At 39.1% G+C, this 18,372-nt stretch carries 22 protein-coding genes; 8 read left to right on the forward strand and 14 right to left on the reverse strand.

From position 1 onward, the window contains the following. Nucleotides 1-157: 157 nt before the first annotated feature. The 6 genes from RCJ95_RS03950 to RCJ95_RS03975 all read right to left on the reverse strand — a co-directional run bounded on the left by RCJ95_RS03950 (nt 158) and on the right by RCJ95_RS03975 (nt 5,490). Entirely contained in the window at nt 158-1,408 is a 1,251-nt protein-coding gene (locus tag RCJ95_RS03950) for a thymidine phosphorylase (RefSeq protein ID WP_446721918.1), read from the reverse strand. A gap of 14 nt (nt 1,409-1,422) precedes the next feature. Further along, nucleotides 1,423-2,604 (reverse strand): phosphopentomutase, encoded by a 1,182-nt coding sequence (gene deoB, locus RCJ95_RS03955; RefSeq protein WP_016992981.1) that lies wholly within the window; start codon nt 2,602-2,604, stop codon nt 1,423-1,425. Between the two features lie 98 nt (nt 2,605-2,702). Beyond that, nucleotides 2,703-3,605, reverse strand: a complete 903-nt coding sequence (gene xerD, locus RCJ95_RS03960) for a site-specific tyrosine recombinase XerD (protein WP_257521370.1) — start codon at nt 3,603-3,605, stop codon at nt 2,703-2,705. A gap of 174 nt (nt 3,606-3,779) precedes the next feature. Beyond that, nucleotides 3,780-4,244, reverse strand: coding sequence for a ferric iron uptake transcriptional regulator (gene fur, locus RCJ95_RS03965; RefSeq protein ID WP_004232171.1), 465 nt, complete (start codon nt 4,242-4,244; stop codon nt 3,780-3,782). A gap of 122 nt (nt 4,245-4,366) precedes the next feature. Next, nucleotides 4,367-4,879, reverse strand: coding sequence for a hypothetical protein (locus RCJ95_RS03970; RefSeq protein ID WP_004232169.1), 513 nt, complete (start codon nt 4,877-4,879; stop codon nt 4,367-4,369). 53 nt (nt 4,880-4,932) lie between these two features. Continuing rightward, nucleotides 4,933-5,490, reverse strand: coding sequence for an NUDIX domain-containing protein (locus RCJ95_RS03975; protein ID WP_004232168.1), 558 nt, complete (start codon nt 5,488-5,490; stop codon nt 4,933-4,935). A 76-nt stretch (nt 5,491-5,566) separates the two neighbouring features. On the opposite strand from RCJ95_RS03975, the gene RCJ95_RS03980 reads away from it, so the two are divergent. Both RCJ95_RS03980 and RCJ95_RS03985 read left to right on the forward strand, forming a co-directional pair. Further along, nucleotides 5,567-6,466, forward strand: a complete 900-nt coding sequence (locus RCJ95_RS03980) for an aldo/keto reductase (protein WP_446721919.1) — start codon at nt 5,567-5,569, stop codon at nt 6,464-6,466. Then, nucleotides 6,463-6,942, forward strand: coding sequence for a VanZ family protein (locus tag RCJ95_RS03985; protein WP_446721920.1), 480 nt, complete (start codon nt 6,463-6,465; stop codon nt 6,940-6,942). Before RCJ95_RS03980 ends, RCJ95_RS03985 begins: the two co-directional genes overlap by 4 nt. 16 nt (nt 6,943-6,958) lie before the next feature. On the opposite strand, the gene RCJ95_RS03990 is transcribed toward RCJ95_RS03985, so the two are convergent. The 3 genes from RCJ95_RS03990 to RCJ95_RS04000 form a co-directional block, all read right to left on the reverse strand. After that, nucleotides 6,959-7,465 (reverse strand): GNAT family N-acetyltransferase, encoded by a 507-nt coding sequence (locus RCJ95_RS03990; protein ID WP_446721921.1) that lies wholly within the window; start codon nt 7,463-7,465, stop codon nt 6,959-6,961. A 178-nt stretch (nt 7,466-7,643) separates the two neighbouring features. Next, nucleotides 7,644-7,910, reverse strand: coding sequence for a YqkE family protein (locus tag RCJ95_RS03995; protein WP_036080173.1), 267 nt, complete (start codon nt 7,908-7,910; stop codon nt 7,644-7,646). Between the two features lie 22 nt (nt 7,911-7,932). Then, nucleotides 7,933-9,117 (reverse strand): acetyl-CoA C-acetyltransferase, encoded by a 1,185-nt coding sequence (locus tag RCJ95_RS04000; protein ID WP_221680468.1) that lies wholly within the window; start codon nt 9,115-9,117, stop codon nt 7,933-7,935. A gap of 207 nt (nt 9,118-9,324) precedes the next feature. On the opposite strand from RCJ95_RS04000, the gene RCJ95_RS04005 reads away from it, so the two are divergent. Then, on the forward strand, nt 9,325-10,296 hold the full coding sequence (locus RCJ95_RS04005) for an alpha/beta hydrolase (RefSeq protein ID WP_320938917.1): 972 nt from the start codon (nt 9,325-9,327) through the stop codon (nt 10,294-10,296). 48 nt (nt 10,297-10,344) lie between these two features. Here the strand turns inward: RCJ95_RS04005 and RCJ95_RS04010 are convergent, their stop codons facing one another. The 3 genes from RCJ95_RS04010 to sirA all read right to left on the reverse strand — a co-directional run bounded on the left by RCJ95_RS04010 (nt 10,345) and on the right by sirA (nt 11,702). Further along, nucleotides 10,345-10,848 carry an S-ribosylhomocysteine lyase gene (locus tag RCJ95_RS04010; protein ID WP_221680467.1) on the reverse strand — a complete coding sequence of 168 codons (504 nt, stop codon included), beginning with the start codon at nt 10,846-10,848 and terminating at the stop codon, nt 10,345-10,347. 110 nt (nt 10,849-10,958) lie between these two features. After that, nucleotides 10,959-11,177, reverse strand: a complete 219-nt coding sequence (locus tag RCJ95_RS04015; protein ID WP_004232154.1) for a YneF family protein — start codon at nt 11,175-11,177, stop codon at nt 10,959-10,961. 99 nt (nt 11,178-11,276) lie between these two features. After that, entirely contained in the window at nt 11,277-11,702 is a 426-nt protein-coding gene (gene sirA, locus RCJ95_RS04020) for a sporulation inhibitor of replication protein SirA (protein ID WP_004232148.1), read from the reverse strand. A 339-nt stretch (nt 11,703-12,041) separates the two neighbouring features. Here sirA and RCJ95_RS04025 point away from each other — a divergent pair, with 339 nt between their 5' ends. The 5 genes from RCJ95_RS04025 (at nt 12,042) to RCJ95_RS04045 (ending at nt 15,492) form a co-directional block, all read left to right on the forward strand. After that, nucleotides 12,042-12,398, forward strand: coding sequence for a lmo0954 family membrane protein (locus RCJ95_RS04025; protein ID WP_221680466.1), 357 nt, complete (start codon nt 12,042-12,044; stop codon nt 12,396-12,398). 15 nt (nt 12,399-12,413) lie between these two features. After that, nucleotides 12,414-13,052, forward strand: coding sequence for a PspA/IM30 family protein (locus RCJ95_RS04030; protein WP_009370701.1), 639 nt, complete (start codon nt 12,414-12,416; stop codon nt 13,050-13,052). Between the two features lie 112 nt (nt 13,053-13,164). After that, nucleotides 13,165-13,848 (forward strand): cell wall-active antibiotics response protein LiaF, encoded by a 684-nt coding sequence (liaF, locus tag RCJ95_RS04035; RefSeq protein ID WP_446721922.1) that lies wholly within the window; start codon nt 13,165-13,167, stop codon nt 13,846-13,848. Next, nucleotides 13,845-14,885 carry a sensor histidine kinase gene (locus RCJ95_RS04040; RefSeq protein WP_221680465.1) on the forward strand — a complete coding sequence of 347 codons (1,041 nt, stop codon included), beginning with the start codon at nt 13,845-13,847 and terminating at the stop codon, nt 14,883-14,885. Before liaF ends, RCJ95_RS04040 begins: the two co-directional genes overlap by 4 nt. Beyond that, a complete protein-coding gene (locus RCJ95_RS04045; RefSeq protein WP_320939124.1) occupies nt 14,860-15,492 on the forward strand; it encodes a response regulator transcription factor in 633 nt (210 codons plus the stop codon). Before RCJ95_RS04040 ends, RCJ95_RS04045 begins: the two co-directional genes overlap by 26 nt. A gap of 45 nt (nt 15,493-15,537) precedes the next feature. On the opposite strand, the gene RCJ95_RS04050 is transcribed toward RCJ95_RS04045, so the two are convergent. Together RCJ95_RS04050 and tkt are read right to left on the reverse strand one after the other, a co-directional pair. Then, complete coding sequence (locus RCJ95_RS04050; RefSeq protein WP_446721923.1) at nt 15,538-16,185, reverse strand: HAD family hydrolase; 648 nt, start codon at nt 16,183-16,185, stop codon at nt 15,538-15,540. 110 nt (nt 16,186-16,295) lie between these two features. After that, complete coding sequence (gene tkt / locus RCJ95_RS04055; protein WP_036080190.1) at nt 16,296-18,290, reverse strand: transketolase; 1,995 nt, start codon at nt 18,288-18,290, stop codon at nt 16,296-16,298. Nucleotides 18,291-18,372: the final 82 nt, after the last annotated feature.

Here is an 18,372-nt window from a genome sequence, read left to right on the forward strand (position 1 = left end):
AATAGTGTCTAATCGACATACTTATAGCTTTTTAGGTTAAGTGCAGTATGGGATAAATCTACAATTTCTAAACGCTATCGAGCTCTAAATTTTGGCGATTCATCGAACACACAAAAAAGCGAGAACCCTCATAAGTGAGGGCTCTCGCTAATAATCTTTATGCAATTGTATAAGCTTGCTGAATTTTATTAATTGTCTCTTCGTCAATCGGCTGATTTGAATACAAATAAGCAATCGTATCGCCATTAGTGACATGATCACCTTTTTTGGCGATTAGCTGAATACCTGCATCATAATCTAGCTTTGATTCTTTCGTTAAACGTCCAGCGCCTAGACTAACACTTGCTTCACCAACTAATAAAGCATTTATAGTTTCCACAGTGCCTACTGAAACCGCTGTCACTGCAACTTTATGAGCTGTGTCATTTTGAACAATATCAGTGACTACTCCGCCTTGCGCCACAATAAACTCCTCGAATTTTGCAGCTGCAGAGCCATCTGCTAGCACTCGCTTAACAGCAGCTGTCGCTTCCGCTTCATTCACACCAGCCGCAATTTGGTACATCAAGGAAGCGATGACAACACATTCATCAACCAAATCTTCATGCGTTTCTTCCAAGCGTCCACTTAATAGGGCATAAGCCTCTACTACCTCAAGCTTATTACCAATCATTTTCCCTAATGGATTATCCATATCACTAATATGTGCGATGACTTTACGGCCAAGTTTTTCTCCAATGGCCGTCATTGTATCTGCTAAACGCTGTGCTTCTTCCTGCGTCTTCATAAACGCACCTGAGCCACATTTTACATCTAGTACAATACCATCGGCACCACTAGCAATTTTTTTACTCATAATTGATGCGGCGATTAGTGGAATAGAATCGACAGTACCTGTCACATCACGCAATGCATATAATTTTTTGTCGGCTGGTACAAGATTACCTGTTTGTCCAGCAACTGCAATTTTATGCTGATTGACATTATCAATGAATTCCTGGGATGAAAGCTCTGTTTTAAAGCCCTGAATGGATTCAAGTTTATCAATTGTTCCTCCAGTAATCCCTAAGCCTTTACCACTAAATTTCGCAACAGGAATTCCGAGAGCAGCAATAATTGGCGTAACAACAAGTGTGACCTTGTCACCAACTCCTCCTGTTGAGTGTTTATCAATTTTAAAGCCTTCAATAGATGTTAAATCAATGACATCGCCTGATTCGATCATTGCCTTTGTTAAATAAAATGTCTCATCATCTGACATGCCTAGTAAACGTATCGCCATTAATAAAGAGCTTGCTTGATAATCTGGGATTGAGCCTGTCGTATAGCCTTCAACAAAATACTGAATTTCAGCTTGAGAAAGCTCTAATCCTTGTTTTTTCTTTTCAAACAATTGAACCATATTCATACAAAAAAACCCCCTTATTTCAAATCATGTAAGAAACTTTTACCGAATGGTGGTGCTTCTACATGAAAGTTTTCTGCAACTGTTGCCGCAATATCAGCAAAAGTTTCTCGAAGCGGAAGTTCCGCTCCACCTTTGAAACGTGGTGAATAGACAATTAGTGGTACATATTCACGTGTATGATCTGTCCCTGGGAAGGTTGGATCATTGCCGTGATCTGCTGTAATGATTAATAAATCGTCCTCTGACATTGCCTCTAGAATTTCTGGTAGACGCGCATCAAATTCCTGTAATGCCTGTCCATAGCCTAGTGGATCACGACGATGGCCAAAATTGGCGTCAAAGTCCACTAAATTTAAGAAGCTCAGACCGTGGAAGTCACGACGTACAACTTCTGCAAATTGATCCATACCATCTCTATTATTTTTTGTACGTACAGAATCTGTCACACCTTCACCGTTGAAAATATCCGAGATTTTTCCTATAGCAATCACATCTAATCCCGCATCCTTCAAAACATTCATCGTTGTTCGACCAAATGGCTTTAACGCATAATCATGACGATTGGATGTACGAGTAAAGTTTCCAGGCGTACCTACAAATGGTCGAGCGATGACGCGACCTACTAAATATTCAGGTTGTAATGTTAATTCACGAGCAATTTCGCAAATTTTGTATAGCTCTTCTAGTGGAATGATTTCCTCATGAGCAGCAATTTGTAAAACAGGATCGGCTGATGTGTAAACAATAATCGCACCTGTTTCCATATGCTCCTTCCCGAAATCTTCAATTACTTGTGTACCACTTGCTGGCTGATTGCATAGCACTTTGCGACCTGTACGTTTCTCTAGCTCATCAATTAGCTCCGCTGGAAACCCATCTGGATACACTTTAAATGGTTTATCAATATTTAATCCCATGATTTCCCAATGGCCTGTCATCGTATCTTTACCAACTGATGCTTCTTGCATTTTACCGTAGTATGCTTTAGGGTCAGTAGTTGCATGCATTCCATGCAATGGTTCAATATTCGCTAAACCAAATGACTCCATTACTGGCATTGTAAGCCCATTCATTTTTTCAGCGATATGTCCTAGTGTATGTGCGCCAACATCCCCAAAATTTGCAGCGTCTGGCGCTTCACCAATACCTACGGAATCCATGACAACAACATGGATTTTGTTAAATGGTTTATTCATAATGGTTGCCTCCTAATCTCATGACTCTATTTTACCAAAAAAATGCGAAAAATAAAGGTCAGACATCCGACTGAAATATAATTTTTTCCTATTAACTTTTAAGCACGTGGATGGAATTGCTTATAGACCTCAGATAATCTTGTTTTGCTAATATGTGTATAAATCTGCGTAGTAGAAATATCTGCATGACCAAGCATCTCCTGCACCGCTCGTAAATCGGCTCCATTTTCAACCAAATGAGTGGCAAAGGAATGACGCAATGTATGTGGTGTTAATTCATGTTGGATGCCTGCCTTTAACGCATGCTCCTTCATTAATTTCCAACAACCCTGCCTTGTTAAACGTTTCCCTCTTTGATTAATAAAAAACGCATCTGTTTTGGGGTACTTTCCCTGTAATTGACCACGAGCACCATTTAAATAGGCATTTATTGCCGAAAGTGCGCTTTTGCCGAGCGGTATGATTCGCTCCTTTCCACCCTTCCCAAATACACGCACAAAGCCCATGGTTAAGTGAATATCAGCTAAATCCAGTGCAATAAGTTCACTGATGCGCATACCAGACCCATATAATAACTCCAGCATGGCAAGATCACGTATACCTTGTGGCTTACTTTTATTTGGAGCTGTTAGTAAAGCTTCAATCTCTTCGATAGATAAAATATTAGGTAATTTTTGCTCAATTGTCGGCATCTCCAAATGGACTGTCGGATCAGTTTCTGCGCGCTTTTCTCGTAGTAAAAATTGGTGGAAACTCCGAATCGATGAAATATGACGGGCAACGGTACGACTAGTCTTTCCCTGTGCCCGTAATTGCTCTAAATGGCGTAATATAGTTGTCCGTTCCACCACACTAAAATCAGACATACCTTCTGCTTCCTGTAAAAAATGTACATAGCTTTCTAAATCTCGGCGATAGGATGCTAATGTATTAACAGATAACTGCCTTTCCACCTGAATAAAATGGATATAGTCCTCTACTGCATATTGAAATTCATTCATCACAACGCCCCCTCACTGTCAATTATTCTCTATTTTAGCATGGCCTTAAGAAATGTGCTAAAGGACCCTCCATTCGACATAAACCACCAACCATAATGGTGTCTATACTTCAATAAAAAAACAAAAAACTGCCCGATTCAATCTATACCAAAGATTAAAACAGACAGTTTTTCGTTATTTTTCTTCATTCGATTCGTCGTTTTTATCATGACAGCGCCAGCATATGCCGTGGAAAGTTAGTCGGTGATCTTTTATGATAAAGTTCCAACGTTTTTCAACAACGGCTTCCACATCTTCAAGTAAATCTTCTTGAATTTCATCAACAGCACCACATTCGATACAAACAAGATGATGGTGGAAATGGGCAGCTCCCTCTTGGCGTAAATCATAGCGCGATACGCCATCGCCAAAGTTGATTTTGTCGACAATTTTGAGCTCAGTTAATAATTCTAACGTTCTATAAACAGTAGCTAGACCAATCTCAGGTGCTTTTTCTTTTACTAAAAGATAAACATCTTCAGCACTTAGGTGGTCCTCTTCGTGCTCAAGCAAAACAGCAACTGTTGCTTCTCGCTGCGGCGTCAGCTTGTAACTAGCACTATGCAACTGTTTTTTTATACGATCAATTCGGCTCTCCATGTGACGCCCCCCTAAACTCTTTCCATTATACCAAAGGAGTAAATCCTATTACAAGATAGTGAATAGATTTCTAACATGCTTCTACTTTTTTATCTGATCACAATTTTGGTCTATTCAATCCATCATTTTAACACATAAGAAATAACAATAAACTCAGCAACTATTATGATGAAAAATGCGATAAAATTCAACAAAATTGTCCGACCAGATACTTGTTTCCCGATTTTTCGCTTTGACCAAGCGGGTACAAGTAAATTGCATAGGACTAGCAACAATATACAATAGATGAGCTGAAATGGAAACCACCAAATCGTATAAAGCCAAAAAGCTTCAAGTTTTTGTAATAAAAAAACCGAACTAAAGCCAAAAAAAGTGGCACGCATGGCTACAGTCACACGCACTAACACCTTTAAGACGCTATGTGTTGCTAGTAATAATATAAGACCTATGGAAATAGCAACAGGCAGTACTAAACGAAAAATGGATTGCCTGTCCCCATCTGCTAAACGAGGCTCTATAAATAATATAAAGGGTTCCGCTTTCGGTCCACCAATAATATGAAAGAAAATAACGCCACAAACAAAACTTACTGCAATGATGGAAGCGTGATAAAAAATAGACACCGTACGAGACATAAACATGCTCCTTTTCTATCAAGGTTTGTACAGCTTATGCTCGTCCGTCTCTATTATGCTAAAAGATTATTTTCTAAATTTGCAGCTAGCCATAGCACTGCGAATGCTGTTTTAGCATCATATATACGCTGGTCAGCCACCATTACTTGTGCTTCTTCCAACGAAACTTCTAATAGTTCGACAAATTCATCCTCATCTAAATCTGCTTTATTGTCTATTGTATATAATCCCTTCGCCACAAATAAATGAATAACTTCATCCGCAAAGCCTGGTGATGTTGCAAATGTTTGTAAAAAAGTAAGTTGATGCGCGCCATAACCTGTCTCTTCCTCTAATTCTCGACGTGCTGTCATCACTGGCTCCTCACCTGGCTCAAGCTTTCCAGCCGGAATTTCAATAATAGAACGCTCCAGCGCTTTGCGATATTGCTCTACTAACACTAGTTTACCCTCGTCCGTAACAGCAATCACTGCTACGGCACCTGGATGCTTAATTATTTCACGCTTTGCAACCTGTCCATTTGGTAAAGTGACATCATCAATTTGTAGTTTTATTATTCTTCCGTCATAGATCGGTGTCGTTTTCGTTGTTTTTTCCTCAAACTTTTTCATTGACGATAACCTCGCTTGTTCTTCAGATATGTTCATTGTACCATTACAAGTAGAGAAATCGAAGGAGGTCATTCGTATGAAAAAAAGACAGCTTGGTACAAGTGAATTGTTTATTTCAGAGATTAGTTTAGGAGGCATGTCTCTTTCGACAGATAAAACACAAGCAGCTGCCATTGTCGATATGGCATTAGATGCTGGCATTAACTATATAGATACAGCTGATTTATATGATTATGGTGCAAACGAAAAGATCATTGGCGCAACGTTAGGTAAGCGTCGTCACGATGTCATCCTAGCAACAAAGGTAGGTAATCGGTGGGCAGAAGGGATAGATGGCTGGCATTGGGATGCATCACCATCCTATATAAAAGAAGCTGTCCATGCTAGCTTACGACGTTTAGGAACAGACTACATTGATGTATATCAATTACACGGTGGCACAATCGAAGATGATTGGGACGGGATAATTGACACATTTGAAGGACTGAAAAAAGAAGGACTTATTCGTGAATATGGTATATCCTCCATTCGTCCGAATGTATTGCAGCGATTTTTACCTGCAAGCTCGGCTAGAAGCGTCATGATGCAATACAGTGCCCTCGATCGCCGCCCTGAAGAATGGTTTAACTTTATTGCGAAACAGGGTGCATCTGTTGTCACACGTGGCACAGTGGCAAAGGGCTTATTAACGAATAGCTGGCAACAACGTCTACAACATGTTAATGGTTTTAACACCTATACTGCTGAGGAGTTAACAACAACGTTAACAGACTTAGCTTTACACTATGATGACTTGCATGCTTTGGCTATCGCTTTTAATCTGAAAGAGCCAACAATCGCTTCTACGGTCATTGGCGCAAGCTCACAACAACAACTAACACAAACACTTGCTTCCTACGAGAAAATTAATTCAATAGCAGATTTCAAAATAGCTAATGAGCTAACAAAAAATGAGTACTATCAAGAACATCGATGAAAAAATGGCTAATTTTACTCATTTGTCTAGTTGTACTAGTAATCTCCTCTAGTATGACCTATGAGCAACAGAGTATACTACCAGAATTAGAAGATTTGCTCGCCAATAAACCTTTTGAAAAACAACTATCTATTTTAAAAATTCCCTATTGGGGAACCATCGTTTCAGTGGAAGAGCGAGGTTATTTTCCATTTGTAGAGTTTTTAATTCGTAAATTGACACACTTCATGGGATTTGGATGCATCGCACTTGGCCTTTACTTTGCCTGGGGAAAAAGGCGTTTTACAGCAAGTATTGCTATCGTTGGAACAGCTATAATTGCGGTGCTTGATGAATTTCGTCAAGGCTTTACGCCAGGTCGTACAATGAGTGCTCAAGATGTGCTTGTCGATACAGCTGGAGCCATTGTTTTTGTTAGTCTCGTTGTTGCAGTAAGAAAAATACTCAAAAACAAAAGACAAAAGGCTCAATTATAGCCTTTTGTCTTTTATTTTAAAGGTGGAACCGCCAAAAATAGAGAGACTTCGTTTCTTTAAACAAGACAGCCCCTGCTTTTTCCAAAACTCGATGGGAAGCCATATTTTCTTTTTCCGTGTCAGCGATAACATATTTTGCATTTGGCTGATGGAGTAACCAGTCTTTAAGAGCTATGATTGATTCTGTCATATAGCCCTGCCCCCAATAAGGAGGTAAAGTATAATACCCGATCCCAACTTCCTCTTGCTCATTTGGCGTACCTTTTAGCATGATGCCACCAACAGCACAATTTTTTTCTTTTAATACAAGTAACCAATTCGTGTGCCACAGATAATTTTGCTCATCTTCTAATACTTTGGAAAGTCTAAAATACAACGCTTGTTTAAGCTCGCAATCTAAACCCCCTACACCTTTACTCAATGACAACTCCGCCGCCATTTGCTCCTCATGCTCTATTAGTAACTTTAGATACTCGGCGTTTAAAGGAATTAATCTTATTCTTTCTGTTTGTAATTCTACCATGTTGTTCTCCTAACATAATTTAATTGATACTAAACTACAATTAGGTATATGTTATTGGCAGCGTCTCCCGTTCCATTAATTTCAAAAATCACTCCCTATATATCGACCACAACCATATAGATTTTATGCTGTAAAATATAAAACAGTGAACCCACCTATGTGAATTCACTGTTCTCTCTTAATATTTAGTACCTTTATCGCCGTATTCGTTCAAAAGTTCTTCAAACGATTTGTTTTTTTCTCGTTGTTTACGTTCAAAGGCTAGTTTTGCCTGACGCTCTTCTTCTGCCGCCTGCTCTTTAGCAGTTAAATCTTGCTTCGCTGCCTTTAGTTTTGCTAGCACATCGCCACCTAGCTGATCTGCTAATGTAACGGCCTCTTGCTTAGGTAGACTAGCTGTTACGCTATTGTCAGTATGTTGTTGCTGTTTACGTTTCTTTCCCATTTTATTCACCTTCTTATTGACATCAAGGGCGCTTCACAACTGTTGCTACGCCTTGTCCACCACCGATACATAATGTGGCTAAGCCCGTTTTCACATCACGCTTTTCCATCTCATGTAATAGCGTTACCAAAATCCGAGCACCACTAGCACCGATTGGGTGACCAAGAGCAATGGCACCCCCGTTAACATTTAGTTTATCATGATTAAAGCTTAATTCACGATCTACAGCAATTGATTGTGCTGCAAATGCTTCATTTGCTTCAATTAAATCGATATCGTTTAAAGTAATCTCAGCCTTTGTCAGCGCTTTTTGTACTGCTTTTACAGGACCTGTACCCATAATTGCAGGATCTACACCAGCACTAGCATTCGCTGTAATGATCGCCATTGGCTGAATGCCTAACTCTTGTGCTTTTTCCTTTGACATCACCACTACCGCTGCCGCACCATCATTAATACCAGACGCGTTCGCCGCTGTGACAGAGCCATCCTTTTTAAATGCTGGTCGTAGCTTACCTAATGATTCCGCTGTCACACCTGCTCGTGGAAATTCATCTTTATTGAAAAGAAGTGGCTCTCCCTTGCGCTGTGGAATCTCGACAGCAACGATTTCATTTTCAAACTTGCCCGCTGCAATCGCTGCCTCTGCGCGTTGCTGAGAACGAGCTGCAAAAGCATCCTGCTCTTCTCGAGAGATTTGATACATATCACATAAATTTTCAGCTGTAATGCCCATATGATAATCGTTAAAAGCACACCATAGGCCATCATGAATCATTGTATCTACTACCTTTTGGTCACCCATTCGGAAGCCTTCTCGTGCATTTTTTAAGACGTATGGAGCCTGGCTCATATTTTCAAATCCACCTGCAACAACAATCTCTGCATCTCCCGCTAAAATCGCCTGTGTTGCTAAATGAACAGCCTTTAAACCAGATCCACATACTTTATTAATTGTTAAGGCTGATACCTCTTGAGGTAACCCCGCTTTAATTGCCGCTTGACGCGCTGGATTTTGTCCAAGTCCAGCCGATAAAACATTCCCCATAATGACCTCATCGACCTGTTCTCCTGCTACGCCAGCACGCGCTATTGCTTCTTTAATGACAATGCTACCTAACGTTGTCGCTGGTACGTCTTTTAATGTCCCCTGAAATGAGCCGATTGCTGTACGCACCGCACTCACGATTACTACCTCGTTTGTCATAATCATTCTCCCCTTTTCCCCGTTCAAGAATCAACACTGCATGCATATGCTACTAGCAGATATGTATATTTTAACAAATATTATGACGATTTTCGATAATAGAAATAATCGCAGTTTTGCCAAAGATATTGTAAAATGTTGACGTGTTTTAAACAATCTTAGTTGGGAACATTACAAATAAGAAACAGCATGTGGAGGTGTTTTATGATGAAAAAGAAGATGCTTTTATTCTCTGGTATTACAACAACGCTAGCCGCCGCTGCAACAGGTCTGTTCGGCTTCGCGCTTTCCAATAAATTAATGTATATCCAACAAAAAGACCCTGAATTTATACGGGAACGAGAAACGACCGCAAAGCGCTTTGATGAGGCTTGGTACAATAAAAACTTGAAATGTGAACTGAATATTGATTCTCCAAGTGGCTATACAATTCGAGGCATTATGTTTCAGCCATTGCAAACAAATAACACTATCATCATTTGCCACGGTGTTACCGAAAATAAAATAAATTCCGTGAAATATGCGCGCCTTTTTGAAAGACTTGGCTATAATTCTGTTATATTTGACCACCGCCGCCATGGTGAATCTGGAGGCAAGACAACAAGCTATGGCTACTATGAGAAAAACGATCTTGATGCTGTAGTGAAAACAGTAAAAGCCATGATTGGAGAGGATGCTATTCTTGGTATTCACGGGGAATCGATGGGTGCTGCAACCATGCTCCTCTATGCAGGAACAGTCGAGGATGGCGCTGATTTTTATATCTCAGATTGTGCGTTCTCCGACTTTTCTATGTTACTCAAACAAATTGCAAAAACTGAATTTAAATATGGCTCCATTATTCCTATTCGTTTTGCTGACTTTTTTGTTCGTCTCAGAGATGGTTACTCATTTAAAAGTGTAACACCTGCAGAAGCTGTCACACATATTGAAAAACCTGTGCTCTTTATCCATAGTATTCCCGATACGTTTATTCCAGCTTCCATGTCACTTGATCTCTACAATAAAAAATCCGGTCCAAAAAAATTAAAACTTTTTGATACGGGAGCACATGCACAGTCCTTTAATGAAAATATGGATGAATATGAGGATTTAATTCATGATTTTTTAGACAATTTTATTTATCAAAAAATCAATCGAGATTCTTCTTCTTCCAATGTCATTCCATTCCATTTTTAGTGCATTGAAAAACCTTGCGTCATTTTACTCGCAAGGTTTTTATTTTATTCAATCTTCAAAAATAATATGCCATTCATTACGTTTCGCTAAAAACTCTTTTGCTAATGCTTGAGCCCCTTCTAAACTATGGCTAGCAGCCCAGCCACATTGCACTTCATTGCAGGCAGGAACTGCGGTTGCCTTTGTAACATCTGTAAATGTGTTCTCTAAAATCGTTAATAAATCCTCATAATCATTATGATTGATCAATGATACATAGAAGCCTGTTTGACAACCCATTGGACTGAAATCAACAATATGATCAGAGTAATTACGGATAATGTCAGCAGATAAATGCTCTAAAGAATGTAATGCAGGCATTTCCATATGCTCCTTATTTGGCTGTTTAAAGCGAATATCATATTTATATACTTCATCGCCATTTTTGCCAGTTTTAACACCTGCTAAACGAACATAAGGTGCCTTCACTTTTGTATGATCTAGATCAAAACTTTCTACATTTGTTTTTTCTTTTTGCAAAATACGCAACTCCCTTCCGTATAGTAACTCCATTATACATAGTTTCCCGATAGAGTTGTATGATTTTTAAGAATTATTTAAATAATATTAAAAATAAAAAAACAACTAGTTAAGCTTGAACTAGTTGCTCTGTTCATTCCAAATTACTTCTGGAATTTATTCATTTGCGCCATCATTTGACGTACTTGCTTTTCAGACGGCGTACGACCCATTTGCGCCATCATCATACGAATCATTTGCTCATTAATAGGTGGGTTTTCTTTCAAATATTTCATCATAGCTTGACGAGCGAAATAGAAACCAAGTGCTGCGCCCGCTGCTAATGCGATAATTACGATAATAATCCAGCCCCATGTAGGCATACAACCAACCTCCTCCACTACAATATACCGAGAAAAAACTCTCCACGCTCCATTATACACCAAATAATAGCGTGTTACTATATATTGTAGTGAATTTTCCTAGTGCATTGTATACTTCATCGGCTTTAACCACCCACACTCATTATCCTGTTTATTAAAAGCAATAAAACGTTCACTCATTTTAGCAAGCATTTGAAATAAATCTAAATCTAGCATTCGCGAACCTTCACAATAAACACAAATTTTACGATCTACTAAATAAATAGCCATTTTACCTTTTATCGGATGTTCTAAAAACAAAGCATTACGAGCTCTTTCTAGGTGTGCATATTTGGAATCAAGTTGATGCTCTAACATGGCTGCAATCTCCTCAAAACGAACGGATTCACATATATATGCAAGCTCTTTTAAGGATTTCTCATTGGCATCTTCACAACCTTGCATCATCTCTAACAACTTACGCTCTCTGCCAAAAATAAACGTTAAATGCTCTTCTTTTATCTTATATATAGAATAGGTTCTCACCAGAAATCCTCCTTCGCTCAGTTTCTTTTTCATAAGTATAGCTCATTCAATCTTGTTTATTTGTCAAACGAAGGAGGGATCTCTCTTCTATTTTTGTCGAAAAAATTCTAGTTTCGGGTCTATAAATGACTTTATGACAAATGGTATTTCCATCCAAAAATAATTAATATTTTTCCAAAAACAAGAAAAAAAGCTTGTTAAACACGGTCAAAAACCTTTTATTGCGGTTGCTTAGATGACTCTCAGCCTCAAGACCTAGTTCAAAATCAATTTCGAGTCCGTTTTAGACAATCTTGTAAATAGGTAACATAAAGGTACAAACGAAAGGAGCTAAAACAAATGAAAAAATTTCTTTTATTAACAGGAGGCGTCATTGCAGCATGTGTTGCACTAGCGTTAATTGGACCACTGGCAGGGTTATTATTCTCTGGATTATTTGTAGCACTGGGCATGCACTTCTACATTGCTAGTAAGTCATCTTTCGGTAAAATTTTCTGGTTTACAGTTGGTCTAATCGGTGTCCTATCAGCAGTGTCTAACATTCCAGCAATGGTTGGTCTTGCTGCGATCGCCATTATCTATGTTATCTATAAAAAATGGAATGGCGAAGATGTAAAAATCCCAACAATTGAAGGGAAAAAAGAAGAAGATCCATTTACAAACTTTGAAAAAGAATGGTCAAATTTATCAAAATAAAAGGAGCGATTTTAAATGAACTTATTTCAACGTTTTAGATATACAGTAGAGGCAGACTTACACCAATTATTTGATAAGAAGGAACAAAAAAATCCGATTGCGATGTTAAATCAATACATTCGTGAAGCAGAAAAGCAAACAGAACAAACAGGCAAATTATTAGAGCGACAAGGGCAATTAAAAGAAAAGCTAGAGCAAGAATATAAAGAGAACGCTGATTTACTAGCGAAACGTGAATCTCAATTAGCATTAGCAAAATCTAGCGGAGAGCAGGACTTAATTGATTTCGCTACGGATGAAGTAACAGCTTATTCAGCTCGTAACCTTACATTACAAGCGAGCATTGAAGCAAGTACTCGTGAATACTTCGAGCTCGAGCGTAAATTTGAAACAATGAAGCATAAAATTAAAGATATGAAAGTGCGTCAATTACAGCTGATGGGGAAAGAAAATGTAACTCGTGCCCATCATCAAATGGATGGAATGATTGCCAAAAATAATAAAACAAACTTTGAAGATTTAGAAGCATATATCGATAAATTAGCTTATCAAATCGATAAAGACCATGAGCTTACAACTTTTGAGGCAAGACTGGCAGAATTAGAAAAAAAAGCAGTAGAAGAAAGCTCACCACTGCTAATTGAAAATAAATAACATGGTATAATGAAACCAATGCGCCAACATTAAAAGGCGCATTCTTTCACGTTTAAGAATAGAGGGTCCCATTCCCTCTCTTATACTATTAGTAGAAGGAAGGGTGACCCTCATGCAAAATTTCACAACAAATAAGCTCACATTTTGGGTTCTTTGCTTCTTTTTACTCGTCTTTGTGGAGCTAACTATATTTAATAATGGTGGCGCCTTCTGTTTATTGATTGGGGCTGTACTTCTTTATTTAAGTTTTTCCAAAAAAGTTCGATTTTTTAAATGGACAGGAATTTTCTTTATTGCCATTGCTTTGTTCACGATGTGGAGCTTACGTTTATTTATCGTCATCATGCTCTTATATATGCTCTATCAATACTTGCAAAGAGAAAACGAGCCAAAAGTAGTTGGCGCAGAGCTTTTTGAAAAACTCCCTGCGATTAAAAATGACTTAATTGGTACAATGCCAGCGCCTATAGAAGCTTATAAATGGCAAGATGTACAAATTCAGCGCCTCGCTGGAGATATTACCATCGATACAACGCAAACGATTTTACCAGCTGGCACTAGTCTTATTACAATTCGACAAGGTATTGGTAAAGTTCAAATTTATGTTCCTTATGAAATTCCATTCCGTTTACAGTATACGACGTTATTTGGTGAGCTTACCTGCTTACATGTAGGGCCGCAACGTATATTAAATGAAAGTATTACTTTCTCAGACGGCAACCCTGAGGATGCTAAACGTGTACTGATTATTCATGTCGCAACCTGGCTTGGAGATTTGGAGGTGCTACGAAAATGATTGCCTTTATCTCAAGATTATTTACATTATTTTTTGTTTTAATGAGTGCTGTTTTCGGTCTTCTTGTTGCACTATGGGGCAATCCTGATGAAAAAACATGGCAGCCCTTATGGCAGCAGAATTACGATAATATCCCTCTAGGTGGCATCATCATAGTTAGCCTGTTTATACTTAGCTTCCTGTTTGCCAGCTGGATAAGTATGACGGCAAGGGCACGAGAAGCGCAGGCAACACGAATAGTGAAACAACTGATCGAGCCTGATTTTGTTTTTCCTAAAAAAGAAGCTCTTCCGAAATCGTTAAAAAAGGCACTTGTCCAAACGAGTGAATTAATCGATACGCAACGTAAAAGTCTACAGCGCTTGTCCAATGAACGGGCTGAGGCCAATGATAAAATTATTCAGGAGCGTATTATTGCTGAACGCCAACGACTAGCTAGAGAACTACATGATTCTGTCTCACAGCAACTATTTGCTGCTTCTATGTTACTCTCTGCATTAACTGAAAATGACGAACATGCTACTAGCTTAAAACAGGTGGAGAAAATCGTTCAGCAGGCACAGCTAGAAATGCGTGCATTACTGCTACACTTACGACCTGTAGCTTTACACAATAAAACATTGGCACAAGGCTTAGAGGAATTAATTATTGAACTTCAGCAAAAAGTTTATTTCCATATAGAATATGAATTAGAAGAAATGGCCTTAACTAAAGCAGAGGAAGATCATTTATTTCGTATTGCACAGGAGGCTCTCTCCAATACGCTGCGTCATGCCAAAGCAAGTGAGGTGGAATTACTTCTTGTGGCACGAGACGACTTAGCTATTTTACGAATTCAAGATAATGGTTTAGGCTTTGATGTGGAGGAAGATAAATCCACATCATACGGTTTACAAAATATAGCTGAACGAGCAGTTGAAATTGGCTGCACCTATAAAATTGTATCAGTGCCTGGTGAAGGAACAATTGTAGAGGTTAAAATTCCTTTACAAAAGGAGGAGGTCAATGTCGATGATACAAGTGCTCATAGTGGATGATCATGAAATGGTACGGATTGGTGTGTCAGCCTATCTTTCAGCACAGCCAGATATTACGGTTGTAGGTGAGGCTGAGAACGGTAAAGAGGCTGTGGAACGTGCCTTAGCGCTAAGGCCTGATATTATTTTAATGGATAATGTGATGCCTGTTATGACAGGAGCAGAGGCAACAGTGGAAATATTAGCAGCATGGCCTGAGGCAAAAATCATGATGGTGACTAGTTTTTTAGATGATGATAAAGTATATCCTGCCTTAGAGGCTGGCGCGGTAAGCTATATTTTAAAAACATCTAATGCCAAACAAATTGCAGATGCTATTCGAAAAACGATGGGTGGCGAAACGGTATTAGAGCCAGAGGTCACTTCCAAAATGATGCACCGCATGCGCCACGGCAATAGTACGCCACTATACGAACAATTGACTGAACGTGAAATGGAAGTATTATTGTTAATGGCCCAGGGTAAAGCCAATCAGGAAATCGCTAATGAGCTATATATTGCCTTGAAAACAGTAAAAACGCATGTTAGTAATATTCTATCAAAGCTAGAAGTTCAAGATCGTACACAAGCCGTCGTCTACGCATTCCAAAATGGACTTGCTAAATAACCCTACATAAAAAAACTGCATGCTGACATGCAGTTTTTCGTGTTTTTAGAGGTATTTTAGGAGATCATTTACATGGTCCACAATATATGTAGGCTCTTCATTTTTTAATTCTTCTAGTGACCCAAAACCATATCTCACACCGATGGCATCGATTTGATTTTCCCGAGCGCCGATTAAATCATATTTTCGATCCCCAACCATAATAAATCGCTCTTTTGGATAGGAGTCAAACTGTTGAAGCACTTCTTTAATAATCTCACTTTTGTCAGACCGGGAACCATCTAAGTGGCTTCCTACGACAAGATCGAAATAGGACTCTAGCTGAAAATGCTTTACGATTTGTTCCGCAAAGACAGTTGGTTTTGAAGTGGCAATAGTCAGTATATATCCTTGTTGCTTTAAATGAGCTAACAAAGCAGGAATATCTTCATATAGTTTATTTTCAAACATTCCCCTTTCCGTAAATCGTTCTCGGTAATCACTAATTGCTTGCGTTATTTGTGCAGCATTGAATCCATAGATTTCTTGAAAAGATACTTGTAAGGGTGGTCCGATGAATGGTTCCAGTTCATCCAAATCATTCACCATGATGCCCGCCTTCTGTAAAGCATGTTGCACTGATTTAGTGATTCCTATTTTGGGATCAGATAATGTTCCATCTAAGTCAAATAACACAACGCTATAATTCTTCATTCGCTCACCCTTCCTATTGAGTTTTTACATGACTATGTTTGCCGCTAAAAAAAGTACCACAACACTTAGCTGATGTTTATTCCGCTGAGTGTTGTGGTATTTGTTGTAAATTATAGTGCTTTCACTTTTGCTACTACGTTTTCAACAGTGAAGCCGTATTTTTCCATTACTAATTCACCTGGAGCAGATGCACCGAACTTATCAATTGCTAGAACATCGCCTTCAAAGCCAGTATATTTATGCCAGCCGAATGATGCTCCCATTTCAATTGCAAGACGTTTTGTAACAGCTTTTGGTAGAACAGATTCTTTGTAAGCTGCGTCTTGTTTTTCGAAGCGATCCATAGATGGCATAGAAACAACTGCTACATCTATACCGTCTGCTTTTAATGCTTTTTGTGCTTCGACAGCAAGCGAAACCTCAGAGCCTGTTGCAATTAAAATAGCATCTGCCACTTCTTTTGTAGCTGGAGACACTGTGTAAGCACCCTTTGCTACGCCCTCACGTACTGTTTCAATAGAGGCGTCAAGAACAGGTAAGTTTTGACGAGATAATACAAGAACAGTTGGTGTTTTTTCTGCTGCTACTGCAAGCTCCCATGCAACTGCTGATTCATTTGCATCCGCAGGGCGAATAACAGATAGGTTTGGCATTGCACGTAATGATGCAAGGTGTTCGATTGGTTCATGTGTTGGACCATCTTCCCCTACTGCAATCGAATCATGTGTGAATACATATGTGACAGGAAGACCCATTAATGCAGATAGACGAATTGCTGGACGAACGTAATCAGAGAATACGAAGAATGTACCACCGAATACATTTAAACCACCGTGAAGAGCCATTCCGTTCATAGCAGCACCCATTGCAAATTCACGAACACCGAACCAGATGTTACGTCCAGCATAGTCGTCTGCTGAGAAATCTCCTGCACCCTTCATCGTTGTTTTATTGGAGCCAGCAAGGTCAGCTGAACCACCAAAGAATGAAGGAGTTTTCTTCGCAATAGCATTAATTGCATCGCCTGAAGAAGAACGAGTTGCTACAGATTTACCTGCTTCATATACTGGTAACTCAGAAGCAAAGTCTTCTGGTAATTCACCATTCATCGCTTTCTCGAATTGAGCTGCTAATTCTGGGAATTCTTCTTTGTATGCAGCAAATTTTGCATTCCAAGCTTCCTCTGGCTGTGCACCTTGCACTTCAGCAGCTGCATTAAATGTATCGTAAACTTCTGCAGGAATTTGGAATGGTTCATGTGCCCACTCATAGGCAGCCTTCGTTAAGACAACTTCATCTGTACCAAGAGGTGCACCGTGAGAATCTGCTTTACCAGATTTATTTGGAGAACCAAAACCAATCACTGTTTTCACTTCAATTAATGTTGGCTTGCCAGTAGATTTTTTGGCTTCTTCAATGGCTGCATTAATAGCATCTACATCTGTACCATCTGCCACTTTTAAATAATTCCAACCATAAGATTCAAAGCGTTTTTGAACGTTTTCTGAAAATGACTTTTCTAAGTCACCATCTAAAGAAATATCATTAGAATCGTAAAGCACGATTAATTTTTCAAGTTTTAAGTGACCAGCTAATGAAATCGCTTCTGCTGCAACACCTTCCATTAAGTCACCGTCGCCACATAACGCAAATGTGTAGTGGTCAACAATGTCATGACCTGGTTTATTGTAAGTAGCCGCTAAATGGCGCTCAGCCATTGCCATACCAACAGTCATAGCGATTCCTTGTCCAAGAGGACCAGTTGTTGCCTCTACCCCTACTGTATGACCATATTCAGGATGTCCTGGTGTTAATGAATCCCATTGGCGGAAGTTTTGAATTTCTTCCATTGGTAAACCATAGCCTCCAAGGTGAAGTAAGCTGTATAAAAGCATTGAACCATGGCCTGCTGACAGTACAAAACGATCACGGTTAAACCATTTTGGATTTGCTGGATTATGGCGTAATTGTTTTGTCCAAAGCGTATAAGCCATTGGCGCTGCTCCCATTGGTAAACCTGGGTGACCAGAATTTGCTTTTTCAATAGCATCGATTGACAAAGTTCGGATAGCATTAATTGCTAAAAGATCCGCGTGTTGAGTCATTATATTGTGACATCCTTTCTCGTCCTATATATTGTTCTTTTACAGTTTAGTCAACATTGCTTTAGAAAACAATGCTTTTGTT

It is taken from the genome of Lysinibacillus sp. BSL11 (assembly GCF_052928325.1).